Annotated in this window: 17 protein-coding genes; 10 read left to right on the top strand and 7 right to left on the bottom strand. The window is 61.5% G+C overall.

Features of this window, described 5'->3' with window-relative positions:
• Both F812_RS0111075 and F812_RS25465 read right to left on the bottom strand, forming a co-directional pair.
• On the bottom strand, positions 1-245 hold a 245-nt coding region (locus F812_RS0111075; protein ID WP_020086047.1), incomplete at its 3' end, for a transposase.
• Between the two features lie 142 nt (positions 246-387).
• Positions 388-1,974, bottom strand: a complete 1,587-nt coding sequence (locus F812_RS25465; RefSeq protein ID WP_020086046.1) for a hypothetical protein — start codon at positions 1,972-1,974, stop codon at positions 388-390.
• A 1,015-nt stretch (positions 1,975-2,989) separates the two neighbouring features.
• On the opposite strand from F812_RS25465, the gene traG reads away from it, so the two are divergent.
• Genes traG through trbJ form a run of 7 tightly spaced genes read left to right on the top strand, consistent with a single transcriptional unit; the run spans position 2,990 to position 10,457 of the window.
• Positions 2,990-4,978 carry an IncP-type conjugal transfer protein TraG gene (gene traG / locus F812_RS0111060; RefSeq protein ID WP_020086044.1) on the top strand — a complete coding sequence of 663 codons (1,989 nt, stop codon included), beginning with the start codon at positions 2,990-2,992 and terminating at the stop codon, positions 4,976-4,978.
• 1 nt (position 4,979) lies between these two features.
• Positions 4,980-5,501 carry a hypothetical protein gene (locus tag F812_RS23530; protein ID WP_020086043.1) on the top strand — a complete coding sequence of 174 codons (522 nt, stop codon included), beginning with the start codon at positions 4,980-4,982 and terminating at the stop codon, positions 5,499-5,501.
• The gene (gene trbB, locus F812_RS0111050; RefSeq protein ID WP_020086042.1) at positions 5,494-6,483 is read left to right on the top strand and encodes a P-type conjugative transfer ATPase TrbB; all 990 of its coding nucleotides are present in this window, start codon (positions 5,494-5,496) and stop codon (positions 6,481-6,483) included. The genes F812_RS23530 and trbB overlap by 8 nt, the downstream gene beginning before the upstream one ends.
• Before the next feature lie 12 nt (positions 6,484-6,495).
• Positions 6,496-6,822, top strand: a complete 327-nt coding sequence (locus F812_RS0111045; protein ID WP_020086041.1) for a TrbC/VirB2 family type IV secretion system protein — start codon at positions 6,496-6,498, stop codon at positions 6,820-6,822.
• Between the two features lie 16 nt (positions 6,823-6,838).
• Positions 6,839-7,111: a VirB3 family type IV secretion system protein gene (locus F812_RS0111040; protein ID WP_020086040.1), complete on the top strand. Its 273-nt coding sequence runs from the start codon at positions 6,839-6,841 to the stop codon at positions 7,109-7,111.
• Positions 7,105-9,735: a conjugal transfer protein TrbE gene (trbE, locus tag F812_RS0111035; protein ID WP_020086039.1), complete on the top strand. Its 2,631-nt coding sequence runs from the start codon at positions 7,105-7,107 to the stop codon at positions 9,733-9,735. Before F812_RS0111040 ends, trbE begins: the two co-directional genes overlap by 7 nt.
• Entirely contained in the window at positions 9,732-10,457 is a 726-nt protein-coding gene (trbJ, locus tag F812_RS0111030; protein ID WP_020086038.1) for a P-type conjugative transfer protein TrbJ, read from the top strand. Before trbE ends, trbJ begins: the two co-directional genes overlap by 4 nt.
• 595 nt (positions 10,458-11,052) lie before the next feature.
• Here trbJ and F812_RS0111020 read toward each other — a convergent pair.
• From F812_RS0111020 to F812_RS0111005, 4 genes are read right to left on the bottom strand one after another with little or no spacing between them, the layout of a single operon-like run.
• Positions 11,053-11,868, bottom strand: a complete 816-nt coding sequence (locus F812_RS0111020; protein ID WP_020086036.1) for an ATP-binding protein — start codon at positions 11,866-11,868, stop codon at positions 11,053-11,055.
• Positions 11,865-12,971, bottom strand: coding sequence for a hypothetical protein (locus tag F812_RS23525; RefSeq protein WP_020086035.1), 1,107 nt, complete (start codon positions 12,969-12,971; stop codon positions 11,865-11,867). The genes F812_RS0111020 and F812_RS23525 overlap by 4 nt, the downstream gene beginning before the upstream one ends.
• Positions 12,968-13,315, bottom strand: a complete 348-nt coding sequence (locus F812_RS0111010; protein WP_020086034.1) for a hypothetical protein — start codon at positions 13,313-13,315, stop codon at positions 12,968-12,970. The genes F812_RS23525 and F812_RS0111010 overlap by 4 nt, the downstream gene beginning before the upstream one ends.
• 13 nt (positions 13,316-13,328) lie before the next feature.
• Complete coding sequence (locus F812_RS0111005) at positions 13,329-13,901, bottom strand: hypothetical protein (protein WP_156827365.1); 573 nt, start codon at positions 13,899-13,901, stop codon at positions 13,329-13,331.
• 230 nt (positions 13,902-14,131) lie between these two features.
• On the opposite strand from F812_RS0111005, the gene F812_RS0111000 reads away from it, so the two are divergent.
• From F812_RS0111000 to F812_RS23520, 3 genes are all read left to right on the top strand, one after another.
• Positions 14,132-15,034 carry a DNA-processing protein DprA gene (locus tag F812_RS0111000; protein WP_020086032.1) on the top strand — a complete coding sequence of 301 codons (903 nt, stop codon included), beginning with the start codon at positions 14,132-14,134 and terminating at the stop codon, positions 15,032-15,034.
• Positions 15,000-15,662, top strand: a complete 663-nt coding sequence (locus tag F812_RS0110995) for a hypothetical protein (RefSeq protein WP_020086031.1) — start codon at positions 15,000-15,002, stop codon at positions 15,660-15,662. Before F812_RS0111000 ends, F812_RS0110995 begins: the two co-directional genes overlap by 35 nt.
• A 404-nt stretch (positions 15,663-16,066) precedes the next feature.
• The gene (locus F812_RS23520; RefSeq protein WP_020086029.1) at positions 16,067-16,714 is read left to right on the top strand and encodes a hypothetical protein; all 648 of its coding nucleotides are present in this window, start codon (positions 16,067-16,069) and stop codon (positions 16,712-16,714) included.
• A 198-nt stretch (positions 16,715-16,912) separates the two neighbouring features.
• Here F812_RS23520 and F812_RS0110980 read toward each other — a convergent pair whose 3' ends face one another.
• Positions 16,913-17,362: a flavodoxin domain-containing protein gene (locus F812_RS0110980; RefSeq protein WP_020086028.1), complete on the bottom strand. Its 450-nt coding sequence runs from the start codon at positions 17,360-17,362 to the stop codon at positions 16,913-16,915.
• Positions 17,363-17,455 lie beyond the last annotated feature (93 nt).

Below are 17,455 nucleotides of genomic sequence, written 5' to 3'. Positions count from 1 at the left end.
TCCTTCAAGATCGCGTTGTCGAGCATCGTCTCGGCGAGCAGCTTCTTCAGCTTCGCATTCTCGTCCTCGAGTGAGCGCAGCCGCTTGGCGTCCGAGACGTCCATGCCGCCGAACTTCGACTTCCACTTGTAGAAGGTGCCGCCGCTGATCCCGTGCTTACGGCAGACGTCCGCCGTCGGCCTACCCGCCTCCTGCTCCCGCAGGATGCCGATGATCTGCTCTTCCGAAAACCTACTCTTACGCATCGTCCGTCTCCTCTCTGGAGGTTACGGACTCTACCCAAATCTGGAGGAAATCGAGGGTCTCAGGTCAAGATACATGAGCTTCCCCAATGCGCGGCGTCATTATCAATTATATCTGAATGCGGAGCAATGGTGCGAAGCACGATTATTGCGTGACTCTCTTAAGGAGGGCCTTCAAGGCGACGCGGTCTGCTGGAATCAGGCTGAACCACTGCGACGGATATGTGCTGTTGAGTGCCTTGCTCACGCGCCGGTCGTCTACTTCCGCAATGATGAGGGCAATTGGTGGGTTGAATCTGCGGAGCGGCCATCCAATGGCGGCATGGACTGCAGCTACATTGACGTCATCGGGACCTGCCAAGACAATTTCGGTCAAGGTGGCTGTGTCTTCGATGGGGGTTCCTGCTATTGCAAGGGCGTCGAAGGCAAAAAACAAATCGACTGTCGGCCGAATGCGAGGAAGCGACTGGCCCATGTAGCTCGTCGTGGTCACCAAGCCGTCTGCCTCCAATTCGGCTATTGCCATTGCCGTTTCGTTGGACTCGCCGAATTCGGCAACCAGGGCTTCGTGATTGACTGGGGTGGTGCCTCCGTCAGTCGAATTCTTTGCAATCCAAACGCCGATGCGCTGCGCGAGATCCAAGGCATGCTCCTTTGGGGTGGGGCTACCCTCTTGGGTCGAAGGTACCGCTTTGACATCGATGAAGGGTGACGGACTGCCGACCAACCAAGTGTCCAGTCGGTCAATGACGCTCTGCGCTATGGCAGCGAAACGACGGATGTCTTCTCCGACCAAGCTCACGGTCTCGCCGAGCTTAGCGTGCTCCGCATGGGCAGTGAACCTTTCGTCCACCACGCCGAGGTTATGCCCAATGATATGACGAATCTGGATGTTCAGAGCCAGCGCTGTTTTGTCGGCAGCGGATAGATGTTCGAAGGGGTCGAAGTCGAGTTCCTTGAAGCGATGGGTTGCGATATCGAGGTTCTGAAAGTGGTTCTTCACCGGTTTTACGGGCACATCTGGTCGACGGACTGCCATGCCATGAAGGTAGACAGCCTTGAGCGTCGCTTCGAATGCGGTCAGCACATCTTCATGTGCGTTTCCGAGAAGTCGGTAAGCCAGCTCATCGCCGTCAACACCATCGGCGAGGTCAACTTGGGCACTGACGAGCTCGGCTTCTCTTGCGAAGTGAAGTCTCACGTTTGGTGCACCGCAGTCCGGACAGTACAGGGCGATTGCATAGACCCCATAATCCCTGCTGCAGTGGTCGCAAACGAGTTCGCGTAAGAGGTCGCGACGGGAAAAGTGCGGCTTCGGTCGACGCCGCGCGGCGTAATGCCCTTCGAATTTTATGAAGCGTGAGGTGCGGTTGAAGTCTTTGAACATCTTTGAGAATGCATTGTGGATATCAGCCATGGCAGCATGACTGACAATCTCAATGGCGGCCTTAGCGTCGTCGGGATGAGCAAAATCCGCGTCATCCGCAATCTGCCCGCTATACGGACAAACAGTCTGATGTGAGCGGGGCTGGAGCTTCATGCGGGCTCGCGTAGCGTCGCTTGGCTCGAATGCGATATCGCCGTCGCCAATCACAAAATGCCGAGGATGTGCGTCTATGTTCGGAGAGAAGCGATAGACGCGACCACTAAGCGTCCTTGGCGGCGGTATGGCAAGTTTCATGTCTCTGGCAGTCCCGCCCACCCGATAGCGAGCGAGGTTCTTGAATTTCATGGCAAGCCCGTCTGCAATTATTTCGAACGAATCAACCTGGATCAGGACTTCACAACATGTAGTCACGTTATGACGACTTCAGCATCAAACCAATGCCACCCCCTTGCGCATTGCGCGTTATCGCACAACAATATCTGCATAAGGAAAGTTGTGGGAGTAAACTTATGTCTCGGAATACATTGGGATGAGCATCTCGATGAATTCGTGCTGTTGTCACGCAGATGACGTCAACGACGTAAGGTCCTGTCCAATCTATTCGCGCCGATATTACCCGTTGCTGCGATAGCCTGGAAATGTTTCAGCGTATTCCCGAACCCCTGCTCCGCCGCCGCCCCTAAACACCAACCGGTCGTTTGGTACCCCTCGGCCGATGAACAAATAGTCTCCAATGTCGTCACAAGTCGACTGGTGGAACTCCCACCAATGGTCGTGGGTATCAAAGTGCGTGCGGAGAGCTTCCACGTCTTGGTACCAAGTAGTCACTACGGCACGCTGCCCCACATCCAGGGCATGCCTCAAGCGCAGCGCCTTAATCTCGAAAAACATCGTCGTCTCAAAAAATGCATTCCACCATCGTGCTTCATAGATCTGGTATAGTCTGCCTGACCAGAAAACGCGTTTCTCCTGCCATGGAAAGTACTGTCTCGCCGACACTTTCGCACCTCAGGTTATGATTCGTTCGATATCGTGGCTGAGTTAGAGGTTGAGTCAATGCCGTCGGGCATCAGACAGGTATGGCGATGAGGCACGCCGGGCGATGCGCGCCATCGTTCACAAGCGACCCTTGGCTAGCTCCGAATACGGCTGTTGATGATCGTGTCTGCACCTGAAGCGGAACGCCTCACGCTTTGAGGGGTTTATCAAGACACGACCGGCGCTGGTCGCACTTCCTCCGACTTCCCGCGCGCACCTGCTCCTTCCCGTGTTTTGCGGCTTTTCCGCATCGACCTGACATCGCACCGCCGACACGCTGAGCCCGAACGAGCGCATTGGCGCACAGCGAGGCGAGGCCGTCATGTCGACCAGATTTCATCCCCTTCAGATCTCGATGGCGTTGGGCGTGTCCATCGCCGCGATGTGGATCGCGACCCAGTGGACGGCCGCGATGTTCCTCTACCAACCCGCGCTCGGCACTGCCTGGCTCGAGTTCGCGAGCATCAGGATCTATGCGCCGTGGCAGCTTTTCTCCTGGTGGTTGGCGTTCGACAACCAAGCGCCGGACGTGTTCGCGCGCGCGGGCGCCCTTGCTGCAGCCGGGGGGCTGCTCAGCGGCGCGCTCGCGTTCGGGGGAGCCGCCTGGCGGGCGAGCCATAGGACACCGTCGACGACCTATGGTTCTGCCCGCTGGGCGGACGTATCCGATGTCATGCGCGCAGACTTGCTCGGCGACACCGGCGTGGTTCTCGGCCTCTACGACGAGCGATACTTGCGCCATGACGGCCCGGAGCACGTCCTCGCGGTTGCGCCGACGCGATCTGGCAAAGGCGTCGGCCTCGTGCTTCCGACTCTCCTGAGCTGGACCGGCTCCGCCGTCATCCACGACATCAAGGGCGAGAACTGGACGCTTACTGCAGGCTGGCGGTCGCGCTTCTCGCACTGCCTGCGTTTCGATCCAACCGATCCGCAATCTGCCCGCTTCAACCCGTTGCTTGAGGTGCGCAAAGGCACGCACGAGGTCCGCGACGTACAGAACATCGCCGACATCCTGGTCGATCCGGAAGGCGCGCGCGAGCGCCGCGATCACTGGGAGAAAACGGCCCACGCGCTACTGACCGGCGCCATCCTGCACGTCCTTTACGCAGAAGAAGAAAAGACCCTGGAGCGCGTCGCCAACTTCCTGGCTGACCCCGCGCGGTCCATCATGCGTACCCTCAAGATCATGCTCACGACCAACCACCTCGGCACCGAGGCGGAACCGATGGCGCATCCGGTCGTCGCCTCGATCGCACGCGAGCTCCTCGATAAGTCCGAGAACGAGCGCTCCGGCGTCGTCTCCACCGCCATGACCTATCTGGCGCTCTACCGGGATCCGCTCATTGCCACCAACACCGCCCACTCGGACTGGCGCATCGCCGACCTGCTTCAGACGGAGAAGCCTATCTCGCTCTACCTGGTCGTGCCGCCGTCGGACATCTCCCGAACCAAGCCGCTGGTGCGGCTGATCCTCAACCAGATCGCTCGCCGCCTGACCGAGACATTGCCCGATCCCAACAAGAAACCGAGCCGTCGGCTTCTGCTAATGCTCGACGAGTTCCCGGCGCTCGGCCGCCTCGACTTCTTCGAGTCCTCGCTCGCATTTTTAGCCGGTTACGGTGCGCGCGCCTTCCTCGTGGCCCAGTCGCTCCACCAGATCGACAAGGCCTACGGTCCCAATCACGCCATCCTCGACAACTGTCACGTTCGCATCGCCTTCGCCCCCAACGACGAACGCACCGCCCGGCGCCTATCCGATGCGCTCGGAACCGCGACCGAGCTACGCGCGCAAACCAACCTTTCCGGAAAGCGCTTCGCGGCCTGGCTGTCGCATACGTCCGTCTCCGAGCAGGAAACGCCGCGTCCTCTCCTGACACCGGGCGAAGTGCTTCAGCTCCCGCACGACGACGCGCTGGTCTTTGTTTCCGGCGTGCCGCCGATCCGCGCGCGAAAGCTCCGCTACTACGACGATCGCAATTTCCTGGAGCGGTGTTTGCCGGCGCCGGAGGTGGCCGGCAGAGAGAACGGCGACGGTCCGACGCGACCGCACGCCTGGACGGATCGTATCCGCAGTCCCGATCCCCGCCTCGACAAGGCTTGGTCAGACCTCGTGACCTCGAGCGCGGGCGATACAGATCCTCCGCCCCGCACGCGAGAGATCGCACGCCGCAAGACCATCAAAGCCGAGCGGCCCGTCGGCGACCTGCCTCTCTTCGCGGCCCAATTGACGGAGCCGACGCCGGAAATCGGAACCGTGCCGGCCGACGACAGTCAGAACGAAATCATCCAGTTCCCGGGGCTGCGTCTCTGACATGAGCAAGAAGCGCTACACTCTTTATATATCGCGCCCGCTCGCCCGGCGGTTCGATTTGATCGCGCAGCAGCGCAACGGCGCCAAATCCGCCCTGGTCGAGGAAGCGCTGCGAGCAGCCCTGCAGCCGCAACAGCATGCCGGCCTCGATGAGGGGCTTGCCCGCCGGCTCAACGAGCTCAACCGCGTCGTCGCCGGACTCCGGCGCGAGATGGCGGTTGCCACCGAAACGCTGGCGATCTTCGTCCGCTACTTCCTGACCGTAACTCCGCCGCTACCGCAGGACGAACAGGAGCCCGCGCGCCTGCTCGGGAGGGAGCGTTACCACGTGCTCCTGACCGAGGTCGGCCGCCGCGTCGCCGAGAACGAACGTCTCGTCGCCGAAGTGATCGCGACCGTTCCCGTGGCGCAGACCGATCTCTTCGCGAAGCCGCCGGACGACACACCGATCACTGCCCATCCCACAGATCGTAACGGCCACGCGTCCAGCGCACATCACGACGAGGAGACCGATCATGGCTGACCTCCTATCCCTGCCGGCCGCTGAGGAAGCGCAAGGCCGGCGCCGCCAGATGTTGCGCACCGCCTTCGGCGCCACGATTGCAGCGGCGCTGGCCGATCCGACCGTGATCGAGGTCATGGTCAATCCCGACGGGAAGCTCTGGATCGAACGCGCCAGCGTTGGCCGCCAGGACACCGGCGAGCGGCTCGGCAGCACCGAAGTCGAACGCATCATCCGCCTGGTTGCCGCTCACGTCCGCCGCGAGGTCCACGCGCATGCGCCGATCGTCTCCGCCGAGTTGCCTGAGACCGGAGAGCGCTTCGAGGGCATCATGCCGCCCGTCGCCATGGCACCGTGTTTTGCCGTGCGCAAACCTGCAAACGTCCTCTATCGCCTACCGGACTACGTGGCCGCCCGCATCATCTCCCCATTGCAGGCCGATGCCTTGCAGGCCGCAATCCGTGACCGCAAGAACATCCTCGTCGTCGGCGGCACGTCGTCCGGCAAGACCACGCTGGTCAATGCGCTCCTAGCAGAGGTGGCCGACTGCAACGAGCGCATCCTCATCCTCGAGGACACCCGCGAACTCAGGTGCGACGCCACCGACTGCGTTGCGCTGCGGACCAAGCCCGGCGTGGCGTCGCTCGCCGACCTCGTCCGCTCAACGCTGCGCCTTCGGCCCGACCGCATCATCGTCGGCGAGGTGCGTGGCCCCGAGGCGCTCGACATGCTCAAGGCCTGGAACACCGGACACCCCGGGGGCATCACCACGCTCCATGCCAACTCGGCCGAGGCCGGCCTCTACCGCCTCGAACAGTTGATCCAAGAAACCGTGGTCACTGTCCCCCGCGACCTCATCGTCCAGGCCATCGACATCATCGTGTTCATCGCCGGCCGCGGCAACGCACGACGCATCGAAACGCTGCTCGAGCTCACCGGCCTCGATGATGACGGCAACTACCAAGTGACGCCGATCGGGCGGCCCACCCTACACACCATCTGATGAGAGGCGCACATGATTCGATCCAAAGCCCGGTTCCTGGTGGCATTGACCACCCAGGTCAGCCACGTCGCCGTGTTGAGCACCGCCGCATACGCCGCGGGTTCCGGCATGCCTTGGGAAGCCCCACTTCAGCGCATCCTCGAGTCGATCGAAGGCCCGGTCGCCAAGGTCATCGCCGTCGTCATCATCATCGTCACGGGTTTGAGCCTCGCTTTTGGTGACATGGGCGGCGGAATGCGCAGGCTGATCCAAATCGTATTCGGCCTCTCCATCGCCTTCGCCGCCACCTCGTTCTTCCTATCGTTCTTCTCCTTTGCCGGCGGCGCCCTCATCCACTGATCAAGGAAACCGCCTCATGCGTCACCCATCGAATCTCGTACCTGGCTACGAGGTCGTCCTGCATCGCTCTCTGACCGAGCCGATCCTGCTCGCCGGCGCCCCGCGCAGCTTCGCGATCCTCAACGGCACCATGGCCGCTGCGATCGGGCTCGGACTCCGGCTGTGGATTGCCGGGCTCCTGATCTGGCTCGCCGGCCACGCCGCCACCGTCTGGATCACCCGCAAGGACCCAGCATTCCTCACCGTCCTGTCCCGTCACGCCCGTCACAAGGGAGCCCTCTCATGCTGAACCTTGCCGAGTACCGCAAGCAGACGACTAGCCTCTCCGACTACCTCCCGTGGGCGTGTTTGGTCGCGCCCGGCGTCGTGTTGAACAAAGACGGATCATTTCAGCGGACGATCCGCTATCGCGGACCGGATCTCGACAGCGCCACGCAGGCCGAGCTCGTCTCGGTCACGGCGCGGCTCAACAACATCCTGAAGCGGTTCGGCTCCGGATGGGCGCTCTTCTTCGAGGCAGAACGGGTTCCCGCCAACCAATATCCGGGAGCGCGGTTTGAGGACGCCGCATCCTGGCTGGTAGACCAAGAGCGTCATGCCGCCTTCAGCGCTGATGGCATGCATTTCGAGAGCCGATACTACCTCACGTTCCTCTACCTGCCGCCGCCGGAGCGCGAAGCCCGCGCCGAGCGGCTCCTGTACGAACGCAGCGCCGAGGCGACCATCGAGACGACGCCCCACGCGCAGCTCGCCTGGTTCATCACCGAAACAGACCGCGCCCTACAAATGCTTGCGACTATTCTTCCCGAGGCCGAAGCGCTCGACGACATGGGAACGCTGACCTACCTGCATGGCACGATCTCCGACACGCGCCATCCCGTGGCCGTTCCGGACATCCCGGCTCACCTCGACGCCATCATCTGCGATCGGCAGTTTCTCGGCGGTGTCGATCCGAAACTCGGCAGTCAGCACCTGCGCATCCTGAGCGTGCTCGGCTTCCCGAACGCGACCGTGCCGGGGCTGCTCGACGCTCTGAACGACCTCGGCTTCTCCTACCGCTGGACCACGCGCTGGATCGGGATCGATAAGACCGAAGCCGCACGCAACTTGTCTCGGCTCAGGCGTCAGTGGTTTGCCAAGCGCAAGTCCGTCGCCGCCGTGCTCCGCGAGGTCATGTTCAACCGCGAGACGGCCCTCGTCGATACCGACGCCGACAACAAGGCCATGGATGCCGACGAGGCCTTGCAGGAGCTCGGCGCTGACGACGTTGCCTTTGGCTACATCACCACGGCGATCGTGATCGCCGACGCCGACCTGCAGCTCGCCAACGAAAAGCTGCTTGCGGTCGAGCGCATCATCAACACCCGTGGCTTCGCCACCATTCGCGAGACCTTGAACGCCGTCGAAGCCTGGCTCGGCTCCCTTCCTGGCAACCCCTACGCCAACATCCGCCAGCCGATCGTGCATACGATCAACCTCGCGCACATGATGCCGGTCTCAGCCGTCTGGGCCGGACCAACCATGAACCGGCACCTCAACGCACCGCCACTGATGGTGACGGAGGCACGCGGCAGCACACCGTTCCGGCTCGATCTCCATATCGACGATGTCGGCCACACGCTCGTGGTCGGTCCCACCGGATCGGGCAAGTCCGTACTGCTGTCTCTACTCACTCTACAATTCCGCCGCTTCATCGGCGCCCAGGTCATCATGTTCGACCGCGGCCGCTCCGCACGCGCCGCCACGCTGGCCATGGGCGGAGCCACCGTCGAGCTCGGCCTCGAGGGATCGCTGTCCTTGCAGCCGCTGTCCCGCATAGACGAGCCCGGCGAGATTGCCTTCGCCCTGCAGTGGGTGACGGCTCTGCTCACAGCCGAAGGCGTGCGCGTGACGCCGGACGTGAAGGATGCCGTGTGGACAGCGCTGCAAAGTCTCGCCTCGGCGCCCAAGGCCGAGCGTACGCTGACCGGCCTTGCCGTGCTGATCCAATCGGCGCCCTTAGTGGCCGCCCTGTCACCGTACGCGCTGGAAGGCGCCTACGGCCGGCTCTTGGATGGCGCTTCCGAACAAATCGCCGCCGCTGATGTTCTGCACATCGAGCTCGAGGCGCTGATGGGACATAAGGCGCTGATCCCGCCTGTCCTCACCTACTTATTCCATCGCTTGGAGGAGCGCTTCGACGGCAGGCCAACGCTTCTGGTCCTCGACGAAGCTTGGACCTTCCTCGACGATGCGTTGTTCGCAGCTCGCATCCGAGAGTGGCTGAAGACGCTGCGCAAGAAGAACGTCTCCGTCGTGTTCGCTACCCAATCCCTAGCCGACGTCGAGCGTTCGACGATTGCACCGGCACTCATCGAAAGCTGCCCGACACGCATCTTTCTACCCAACGATCGCGCCCGCGAGCCACAAGCACGAGCGGTGTACGAGCGCTTCGGTCTCAACGACCGACAGATCGAGATCCTCTCCGTCGCGGCTCCCAAGCGCGACTACTACGCCCATACAGCACGCGGCAACCGCCTGTTCGAACTCGGCCTCGGCCCTGTCGCGCTGGCGCTCTGCAGCGCCTCCTCGCCCGACGACCAGAAGCTCGTCGACCACTGCATGCAGGAGGATCCCACCATCGGGTTCGCGGCACGGTTTTTGATGGCGAAAGGTCTCGCTTGGGCCGCCGACCTGATCCAGCAGTGGCAGCCGCCGGCAACGCCGCCGCCTCTCTCGGCATCACTTGCCGCACGGAACCCAGCCCCGTCCGTTAGACCGCCAGCGGAAGCAGCCAATGCCGGCGACCACGAGCTGCCGGCATTGGCGATTGATCAGACGCCGCTCCCGGGGCTGCCGGGAGGTCCGCCCATGCCCCAACGCCTCTCTCCCTTCCGGGCTGTGCCCAGCAAATCAAGGAGGAACAATCGATGAAGCCCGTCCGCAAGGTTCTCGCCCCCATACCGATCGCGCTCGGACTGATGGCGAGCTTCCCACCACCATTGCTCGCGCAATACACGGTCTTCGACCCCAGCAACTACAGTCAGAACTTGCTGTCGGCAGCGCGAGCCCTCGAGCAGATCAACAATCAGATCCGCACCCTTCAGAACGAAGCGCAGATGATCCTGCGCATGGATCAGAACCTCATGCGCCTTCAAGGTACGCTGTCGCCCGACCTTCAGCGATCACTCACGGACATCCAAGCCCAGCTTCGTGCCGGCGAGGGCATTACGATGCGGCTGCGGGAAACGCAGAACAACTACCAGCAGATGTTTCCGAAGGAGGCATCGACTGCGCTGACCTACGACGATGCCCTGCGCAATGCGCGCTCACGATGGGAAGAGAGCTACGCTGCCTTCCAGCGCACCGCTCTCCTGCAAGGCCAGATCGCCGACGGGATCGAGAACGACACGCACGTGTTGGGCGACGCCTTGAGCCGTTCGCGCGACGCGGCCGGTGCGCTGGAGGCAACGCAAGCCGGAAACGAGCTCACGGGACTCGGGATCAAACAGTCGCTCGCACTCCAAGGCCTGGTTGCGGCTCAGGCGAGAGCCGAGACCATCGAGCGCGCACGAGAGCTCGCGACCGAGGACGAAGGCCGGCAAAGGTTCAAGTCGTTTGTCGGAACCGGAACAGGATATGCGTCAAGCAAATAAGCGTCCCAAAGTCAGGATAGCCAGCGCCGTTGTGGAACAGGCCAGATATCGACGCAAAGCCGAGATTTGCGGATCAGAAACCCGATGGAGCCAATTCCTGCTGAAGAACGACTGGCAGTCTGCATTGCCTTGCCAGCGGACATCGACCTTACTCCGCGCCTGATTCATGTTTGTTGAGTTAGGCCGAACTACCTTCGCCGGGGCCAGTCGAGATAGATGCGCAGGCACGCACAGACGAGATTGGCGACAATGAGAAGACCGCCGGCAATGAGGACGATCTGCGTGGCGAGGCTGACAAGGAAATCCATATTGCCCTCCTGGTTGTCGGGCGATGAAGGTGTGATTTGTTGCTTGGGGTCAAACGCACCGCGCGGAAGGATTTTGCCCTAAGTCAAGGGCGAAATGGATTTGCGCAAGCTAGGGCGGATGGATTTTCCAGTAGTCTAGTCGTGAGGGGCAACGTCGGAAATTCCGTTCTTATTTTCTAGGTGTAGAACGATACCTTCGACACATGGCCGGATCAGCTGCACACGCTCGCCGAGAGCGCGGCTTTCGCCCTTCTTGATCGCAAATCGAGAAGCGTACGTGCATAGGCTTATCCGTGGGCCGGGGTCGCCATTGCAACGCGGCAGTTGACGCTGGCCATGAAGCCGTTGAGCCTGACCTTGGGTTTGACCTTGGGCCGCAGCGGCGACGGACTTTGCCCATCGATCAAGACTGCGGCTTCGCCGGACCGGAAGCGAAGGCTTCCTTCGTGATTGGCAAGCCCGCGGAAGAGGTCTTTGAACCCATTGCCGCGGAGCGGGTCGAGGAAGCGACTACAGCCCTCTTGCAGTACCATCGGCAGCGCCTCCCTGTCGGTGGCGAGATCCTTGAGATTCGGATTGGTCCTGAGAGTCGCTAGCGCACCGACGCCGGAATCGGCGACGACGAACTCGAACAGGCCGTGCGTGCCCCGATACGCCACGATGCCGGTTTCGGGCGCTTGGGAATGTTCGTAGATGTTGGAGGCCAACTCGCCAATGGCGGCGGAGAGCTGGGCAGCGATCCGGTCAGCGAAGCCGGCCACCACGGCCGCGCGCTTGGTGTGGAGCGAGAGCCGGGTCCACTCGGTTCCCACCATGGGATCGGCTGAAAGCTTGAGGGTGCCGGCGTGATCGCCCAGCGCGACCAGGCGATTGGGCGGGCCGTCTCCGATCGCGCGCATGTAGACCGTGTCCAACCCGGACTGGATGGCAGGAACGGCGCCCTGGGCGGCGAGCAGGGCGAACTCGATCTGCGGTCCGAGGGCTGCCGGCTCAAAACTGAGAGGCTGACGCGAATTGGCGGGCGCGCAGGAGAAGGCGTAGTCGTCCACCAAGGCAAAACTCAGCGCCGGGCCTTTCATGACGGGACCCGGCATCGCGGTCATGCGGCGATCCGCATGTTGAAATAGGCTTCGTTTTCGGTGGCGTTGTGCGCCAGAAGCTCGTGCAGGGAAGAGCGCGCCGGCGTTTGGATGCTCTTCCATGCGAGGCGGTTGTTGCTGATGCGCGTGGCGCGGCGCCGGTTGATAGTCTTCATGAACGTGCTCGTGTCGATCCAGGTGACCTCGGCGAACGCCGTCTTCAACGGTGCAACCACACGCATGTCGCCAAAGGCGACAAGATGGAGCGGGCGCCCGGCGCTGGCGGCAAGAGAGCACAGCCAACCTATGTGCTGGTCCCGGCGCTCGCCGTGCGCGGCACCCGTCGTGAATTCGTAGGCGAGGTGCGTGATCGCAGGATTGAGCAGCAGGACTTCACCCCAACGCTCGAAATCGTGCGGGCTACGCCCGTTGACATGGAGCGCCGTGGGTAAGCCGCCTTCCATCATTTCGGCGGCGCAGAGCAAGATCCGCTTCATGGCGAAGAGGTCGCTGGTCCGCGGCCAATTCAGGCTGAGCGTGTAGTTCGGCGTTGTGGCAATGCCGACCTTCATGTCGACGAGGTGGGCGATCAGGCGCCGCCGGGCCGAGCGGCCGATCCGCCACCAGCGCTCGATGACCGGATCCTTGTCGACGCCAGTGATGATGAGGCTCGCGGTGTCGGCGATCATGAAGACGCGGTTGAGCTCGGCGCGCGAGGCGAACAGCGGCGCACCGGTGCGCTTGTCAAAGAGCTGCGAGAGCTTGATCGCGACGCACGGAGCCTCGAACGGCTCGGTGCGCCGGGAGCCGTGATAGATCTGGATGGCGAGCCCCGGCAGCTGCGGCGGGGCGGGAGTGGCTTTCAGAGCGACGTTGGTGAGAGAAAATCCGCCGATCTCCTGCACCTGCTGCCGGAAGTGCGGATTGCTCCGGCATACCCACTTGCAAGCGCCTGGATCGCCGCAACAATGGATTGAGCAATCGAGGAGGCCGCTCTCGGAGTTGATACCGCCGCAGCGCTCCCGATCGATGCAAGTGGCGCATCCAGGCGCACGGAAGTAGCGGCTTTCGTCATGATAGAGGTTGCGAGCCTTCCAGGGAACCTGGGGCGTTGCGGCAGATTTCATTCGATGATCTCGATGTCAGCAACGCGCGCACTCTGGTGAATTTCATCGACGCGGCCGCCGACGATGCCGTACTGATCGAGCATCGCAGAGAGGGCCTTACAGGGGTTTTCGATCTTCCCGACAATGCGGTCACCGACGACCGCTACGACTTCATCGGCATGGACTTCAATATTGACCTCGTCGCCCTGAGCGAGCGATTGGCCGGGCTCGAGCTTCAGCAGTTCATATTGAGCGGCGCGCTCGATGCAGCGGGCGAACAGATCGCCGTGAGCGAGGGCCGCGAGTTCCCGGTCGCGTGCGATGGCGATGGTGTTGCCGATCTTCTGCAAAAAATCGACGCCCATGGTCTCATCCTTCTCAAATGACGGGGCGGTACCGCTTCGAGCGCCCATGCGGGATTTCGATCAGCGCGCCAAGCTCCACGAGTTTGGCGAGCCGGTTGTTCCAGGCGGTTTGCACGATGGGCGCGCTACCCGGCCTGGCATCGGTCAGCTCCTTGAGCTCCTTGGCGTCGGTCTCGCCGCGCTCGGCAACGAGATCGAAGGTTGCCTGCAAGTGGGCATCGAGGTCGCCGATGAGTTCGAAGTCGTTGAGCTTTCCCTCGCTGTCGCGCGTGCAGGACAAGATCGCCGATTGTGCGGTCTTGAGCGTCAGCGCCAGATCCTCCCGCACGTCGGGGTTGGCGTTGACGATGACGGGGACGAGGTTGGAGCGTTGCGCGCGCAGCAGGGCGCGAATGGACACAAAGCTTTCGCGGGCGAAGCTCGGGGAGACCACCTCCACCCCTTGCATATTCCATAGCCAGCCGGTGGGGATCGAGGGCCCGCTGCGGGCAAGGGCCGCCAGCTTGGTGAACAGGGCCTGTCCGGGCAGGGCTCCTCCCAGCACGGTCGAGCCGCTCAGTTCAGCGATATCGGTCTGCATCGTCACCACCCTCATGAACGTCAGTGAGATTGGTGAAGAATCGAGGACTCGTCAAGGGGTAGGAGGCGCCGGCACGGGGGAATTGGTGCATTACGCTCGCAAATTCTGTGGAAAAGCGCTCCTATTAGGGGTGTTACAAGGCCCTGCCGCCCGCAAAAGCTATCGAATCGGCGGGTGGGCATGGAAACATGGAGGTAGTTCCTTCTTTGTTCTAGCGTGGCCCTTGGAGTGGAACCATGGATCGACTGCACTTGAGTGCCCCCGACAGTATTGCCAATGCCGTCTCGCCGCTCTTGGAGCTCGGCGCCTATGAGGCGTTGTGGGACCAGGAGGGGGCTTCGTTCAAGACGCTGTCCGAGAAGTTCGAAAAGGAGCCCGGCGCGCTGCCGTCCGACTTTGTTTCGCGCGCCAAGGCCGAGGAGTATGCCGACTATGTTGTCCGCCGGTTCAAGGAGAAGGGCGTGACGCACTATGGCGTCAGGGTGCATAGCGCCGGGGAATACCCTCAAAAGCTCCGTGATGCCGATCATCCGGTCGAGCTGCTCTACTACCGGGGCTATTGGGATCTGGTCTATTCGCGTTGCGTTGCCATCGTCGGAACCCGCCATCCCAGTCCCGAGGGCTTGGCGCGCACGCGCACTCTCGTGCGCAAGCTCGTCGCCGACGGCTTCACCATCGTTTCAGGCCTGGCGGCCGGTATCGATACGCAGGCGCATGAAACTGCGCTCGATGAAGGCGGCCGTACGATTGCGGTGATCGGCACGCCGCTTTCCTTTGCCTATCCTCGCACTAACGCTCCTTTGCAGGAACGCATCGGGCAGGATTTCCTGGTGATCAGCCAGGTACCGGTGAAGCGGTGGGAGAAGCAGGATCATCGTTGGAACCGGGCGTTCTTTCCGGCCCGCAATGTCACAATGTCGGCGCTGACCGAAGCGACGGTCATCGTCGAAGCGGGCGAGACTTCCGGGACGCTAATCCAGGCGCGCGCTGCGCTTAAGCAGGGCCGTAAGCTGTTCATCCTCGACAGCAATTTCGGCCGGAAAGAAATAACTTGGCCGAAGAAATTTGAAGACATGGGCGCCATTCGGGTGCGGACATACAGCGATGTCAAACGGCACCTTTCCGAAGCTTCTAACTGAGATCGATGAGCTCACGCTCCCTCAGCACAGCTATCTGACCGCGGAGGATAAATGCTACTTCTTCGGCGAATACACGGCGCGGGCTGGATATGCCGCCGGCCCAACGAATGATCTGATTCATAACTTCAAGAAGGGAACGGATCGAAAGGGCAAGGCGGAGTGGAAGTATAAGGAGCGAAGCATTTCGGAGGCTGCCGCCGCGCTGTCGAAGGCGCTCAATCCGAAATTCCTGGAGAAGGCAACCCTCGTTCCGATGCCGCCTTCCAAAGGGAAAGGCGATCCCCGCTACGATGATCGTCTCGTTCGGATGCTGCGGCAGATGGACGGGGCCGACAAGCTCGACATTCGAGAGGTTCTACTGCAGACAGCCACACGCGAAGCGGCGGCGCATGACGGGCAACGGCTCGGTCCCGACGAACTGGGCAAGCTTTATGTTGTCGATAAAGGGCTTGTGGCACCTGCGCCTTCAGCGATCGGCATCTTCGACGATCTTCTGGTGACAGGCGCGAGTTTCGTCGCTGCCAAGCGCGTTCTCGCCGCGCAATTCCCCAACGCGAAGATCTACGGGATCTTTCTTGCCCGGCGTGCGCTGCCCGATCCCGAGCAGTTTTTCGATATCGAGTTTTAGGTCTGGCGCGACAACGCGCTGTCGAGCCTATGAATGTCGAGCTTAGGCAGGCCGCGAACGATCTTCATCGTCTCCAAGCTGACGGTGACGCCCTGCATCCGCACGCCTCCGCACAAGTACGAGGGCTCGCTCTCGGCGAGGCGGCCCGTCTCGGGAGCGGTTGTAAATGACCGTTGCGTATTCGCTCGCCGCGCTTAGCCCGTTTGTTCGTCAAGGCCAGTGCCAGCATGAAGTTGACTAGGACGACGGGTTCTCGCCGAGCAAGGCGAAGTCGAGGCCACATCAGTGAAGGATCGATCAATGGATTTGCTGGGTACGTCGAAAAATCGTCATACTTGCTCGAACCACTGGATTGTAGAAGAATCATCACGCAGATCGCGCTAGCGAAACAATGGTCATCAGGCATGATCGATGAGGAACGCGCTTGGGCAATCAAGCACATATTGTTCGACTACGTCAAAAGCCCATCACTGAAACACATCCGCGATCCGCACTCCATCACAAAGCTCGCACGCGAAATCGTGCGCAGGCTCGATCGCGGTAACATCATCTGGACCAAGTGGACGGAGCATCGAGAGATGTTGCTGAAATCAGCAGTGGGTTGTTGGGTTCCCATCGCTGACTTACGAACGTTTCTCAACGCGATGCCCGGGACCCCACTAACGATGACGGATGTCGATCAGCGCCTGAAAGACTTCGAGCTGGAGAGCCGCATCTGGGCCAATGAGGAGTTGAAGGACGACTGTCTGGCCATTTACGCAGAAGAACGAGAAGCCGGCACAGATATGCCGGCAATTCTGGGCAGGTTACGTGAGCACGTTGAACACGAAGAAACAAGGCTGCGCGATGAGCAACGAGCGCAATGGCAGAAGGTAAGTGAAGAAGCACAAGTGGCGCGCGAACAGCGCCTCCTATCCGGCGCCGACTGTAAGTGGACCCAGATCCGAGGATCTAAGCACTGGTACTTCCGGACAAATGGCCGGACGTACCGGCTGTCACCAACTGACGACAAGAAATGGAACTTTATATCGTGTCGACGCCGTCAAAGATGATGAGAACGGAGATTTGGTTGGCCGATACCGGGGGCGAGGTGATGCGACCAAGGTGATTGCCGAGATGGCATACAAACCGGAGCCGCGGTGGCGTTAGCCACAACCCGCGCGCAGCCTTCGGAAAGTTGGCCGTGAGCGATCAGGACCTAGCGTCGAGGTGACGTTTGTCGCCGGACAACGCAAAGTGCCCTTGAACGATCACGCCGAGAGTTGATCCACAATGCCTTTCAGCCAAGGCCGAGCGACGTTCTGCGGTAGCTCCTCGGACGAGGCATCGTGCAGACCGCGCTCTCCCACCATTTGCGCATTGCACGCCAGCATTTGCGTCATCAGCAGCTTCGAACCATTGTTGAACGTCTCCCCGAATGAGCGATCGCCAAGGCCGAAGATGGCGAAGCGAATACAACTGAGGTCAGGCTTGCGCTCTTCCAGAGTTTCAAGAAACGACTGGGCGCTATCTGGCACCTGGCCGCTCCCGAAGGTCGCGCTGACCAGAACGTAGAATGTATCCCCGTCAAGATCGGTTGGATCGACCTCGTCCAGGCTCGAGACCTCACCGTCGAAACCATCGCTCAAGCTGTCCATCATGTGGTCACACAGGATTTCAGCGGTGCCGCTTTGGCTGCCGTAGAGAAAGTGGATTTTCATGTGCTCTTATTCAGTTCGCTGCTTGGAGGCCGGGGACTCTGGCGCGTGCGAGGGCATCACGCGCACATTCAGTGCCGGAACAGTTGCCGCGCG

Source organism: Hyphomicrobium zavarzinii ATCC 27496, assembly GCF_000383415.1.
GTDB lineage: Bacteria > Pseudomonadota > Alphaproteobacteria > Rhizobiales > Hyphomicrobiaceae > Hyphomicrobium_C > Hyphomicrobium_C zavarzinii.
Note: the sequence above shows the minus strand (reverse complement) of the source record. Positions and strands in the feature narration are given on the sequence as shown.

Bases quoted from the DNA above. Each gene is read 5' to 3' on its own strand.
- F812_RS25465 (WP_020086046.1), bottom strand. From the start codon at position 1,974: ATGAAATTCAAGAACCTCGCTCGCTATCGGGTGGGCGGGACTGCCAGA.
- traG (WP_020086044.1), top strand. From the start codon at position 2,990: ATGTCGACCAGATTTCATCCCCTTCAGATCTCGATGGCGTTGGGCGTG.
- F812_RS23530 (WP_020086043.1), top strand. From the start codon at position 4,980: ATGAGCAAGAAGCGCTACACTCTTTATATATCGCGCCCGCTCGCCCGG.
- trbB (WP_020086042.1), top strand. From the start codon at position 5,494: ATGGCTGACCTCCTATCCCTGCCGGCCGCTGAGGAAGCGCAAGGCCGG.
- F812_RS0111045 (WP_020086041.1), top strand. From the start codon at position 6,496: ATGATTCGATCCAAAGCCCGGTTCCTGGTGGCATTGACCACCCAGGTC.
- F812_RS0111040 (WP_020086040.1), top strand. From the start codon at position 6,839: ATGCGTCACCCATCGAATCTCGTACCTGGCTACGAGGTCGTCCTGCAT.
- trbE (WP_020086039.1), top strand. From the start codon at position 7,105: ATGCTGAACCTTGCCGAGTACCGCAAGCAGACGACTAGCCTCTCCGAC.
- trbJ (WP_020086038.1), top strand. From the start codon at position 9,732: ATGAAGCCCGTCCGCAAGGTTCTCGCCCCCATACCGATCGCGCTCGGA.
- F812_RS0111020 (WP_020086036.1), bottom strand. From the start codon at position 11,868: ATGACCGCGATGCCGGGTCCCGTCATGAAAGGCCCGGCGCTGAGTTTT.
- F812_RS23525 (WP_020086035.1), bottom strand. From the start codon at position 12,971: ATGAAATCTGCCGCAACGCCCCAGGTTCCCTGGAAGGCTCGCAACCTC.
- F812_RS0111010 (WP_020086034.1), bottom strand. From the start codon at position 13,315: ATGGGCGTCGATTTTTTGCAGAAGATCGGCAACACCATCGCCATCGCA.
- F812_RS0111000 (WP_020086032.1), top strand. From the start codon at position 14,132: ATGGATCGACTGCACTTGAGTGCCCCCGACAGTATTGCCAATGCCGTC.
- F812_RS0110995 (WP_020086031.1), top strand. From the start codon at position 15,000: ATGTCAAACGGCACCTTTCCGAAGCTTCTAACTGAGATCGATGAGCTC.
- F812_RS23520 (WP_020086029.1), top strand. From the start codon at position 16,067: ATGATCGATGAGGAACGCGCTTGGGCAATCAAGCACATATTGTTCGAC.
- F812_RS0110980 (WP_020086028.1), bottom strand. From the start codon at position 17,362: ATGAAAATCCACTTTCTCTACGGCAGCCAAAGCGGCACCGCTGAAATC.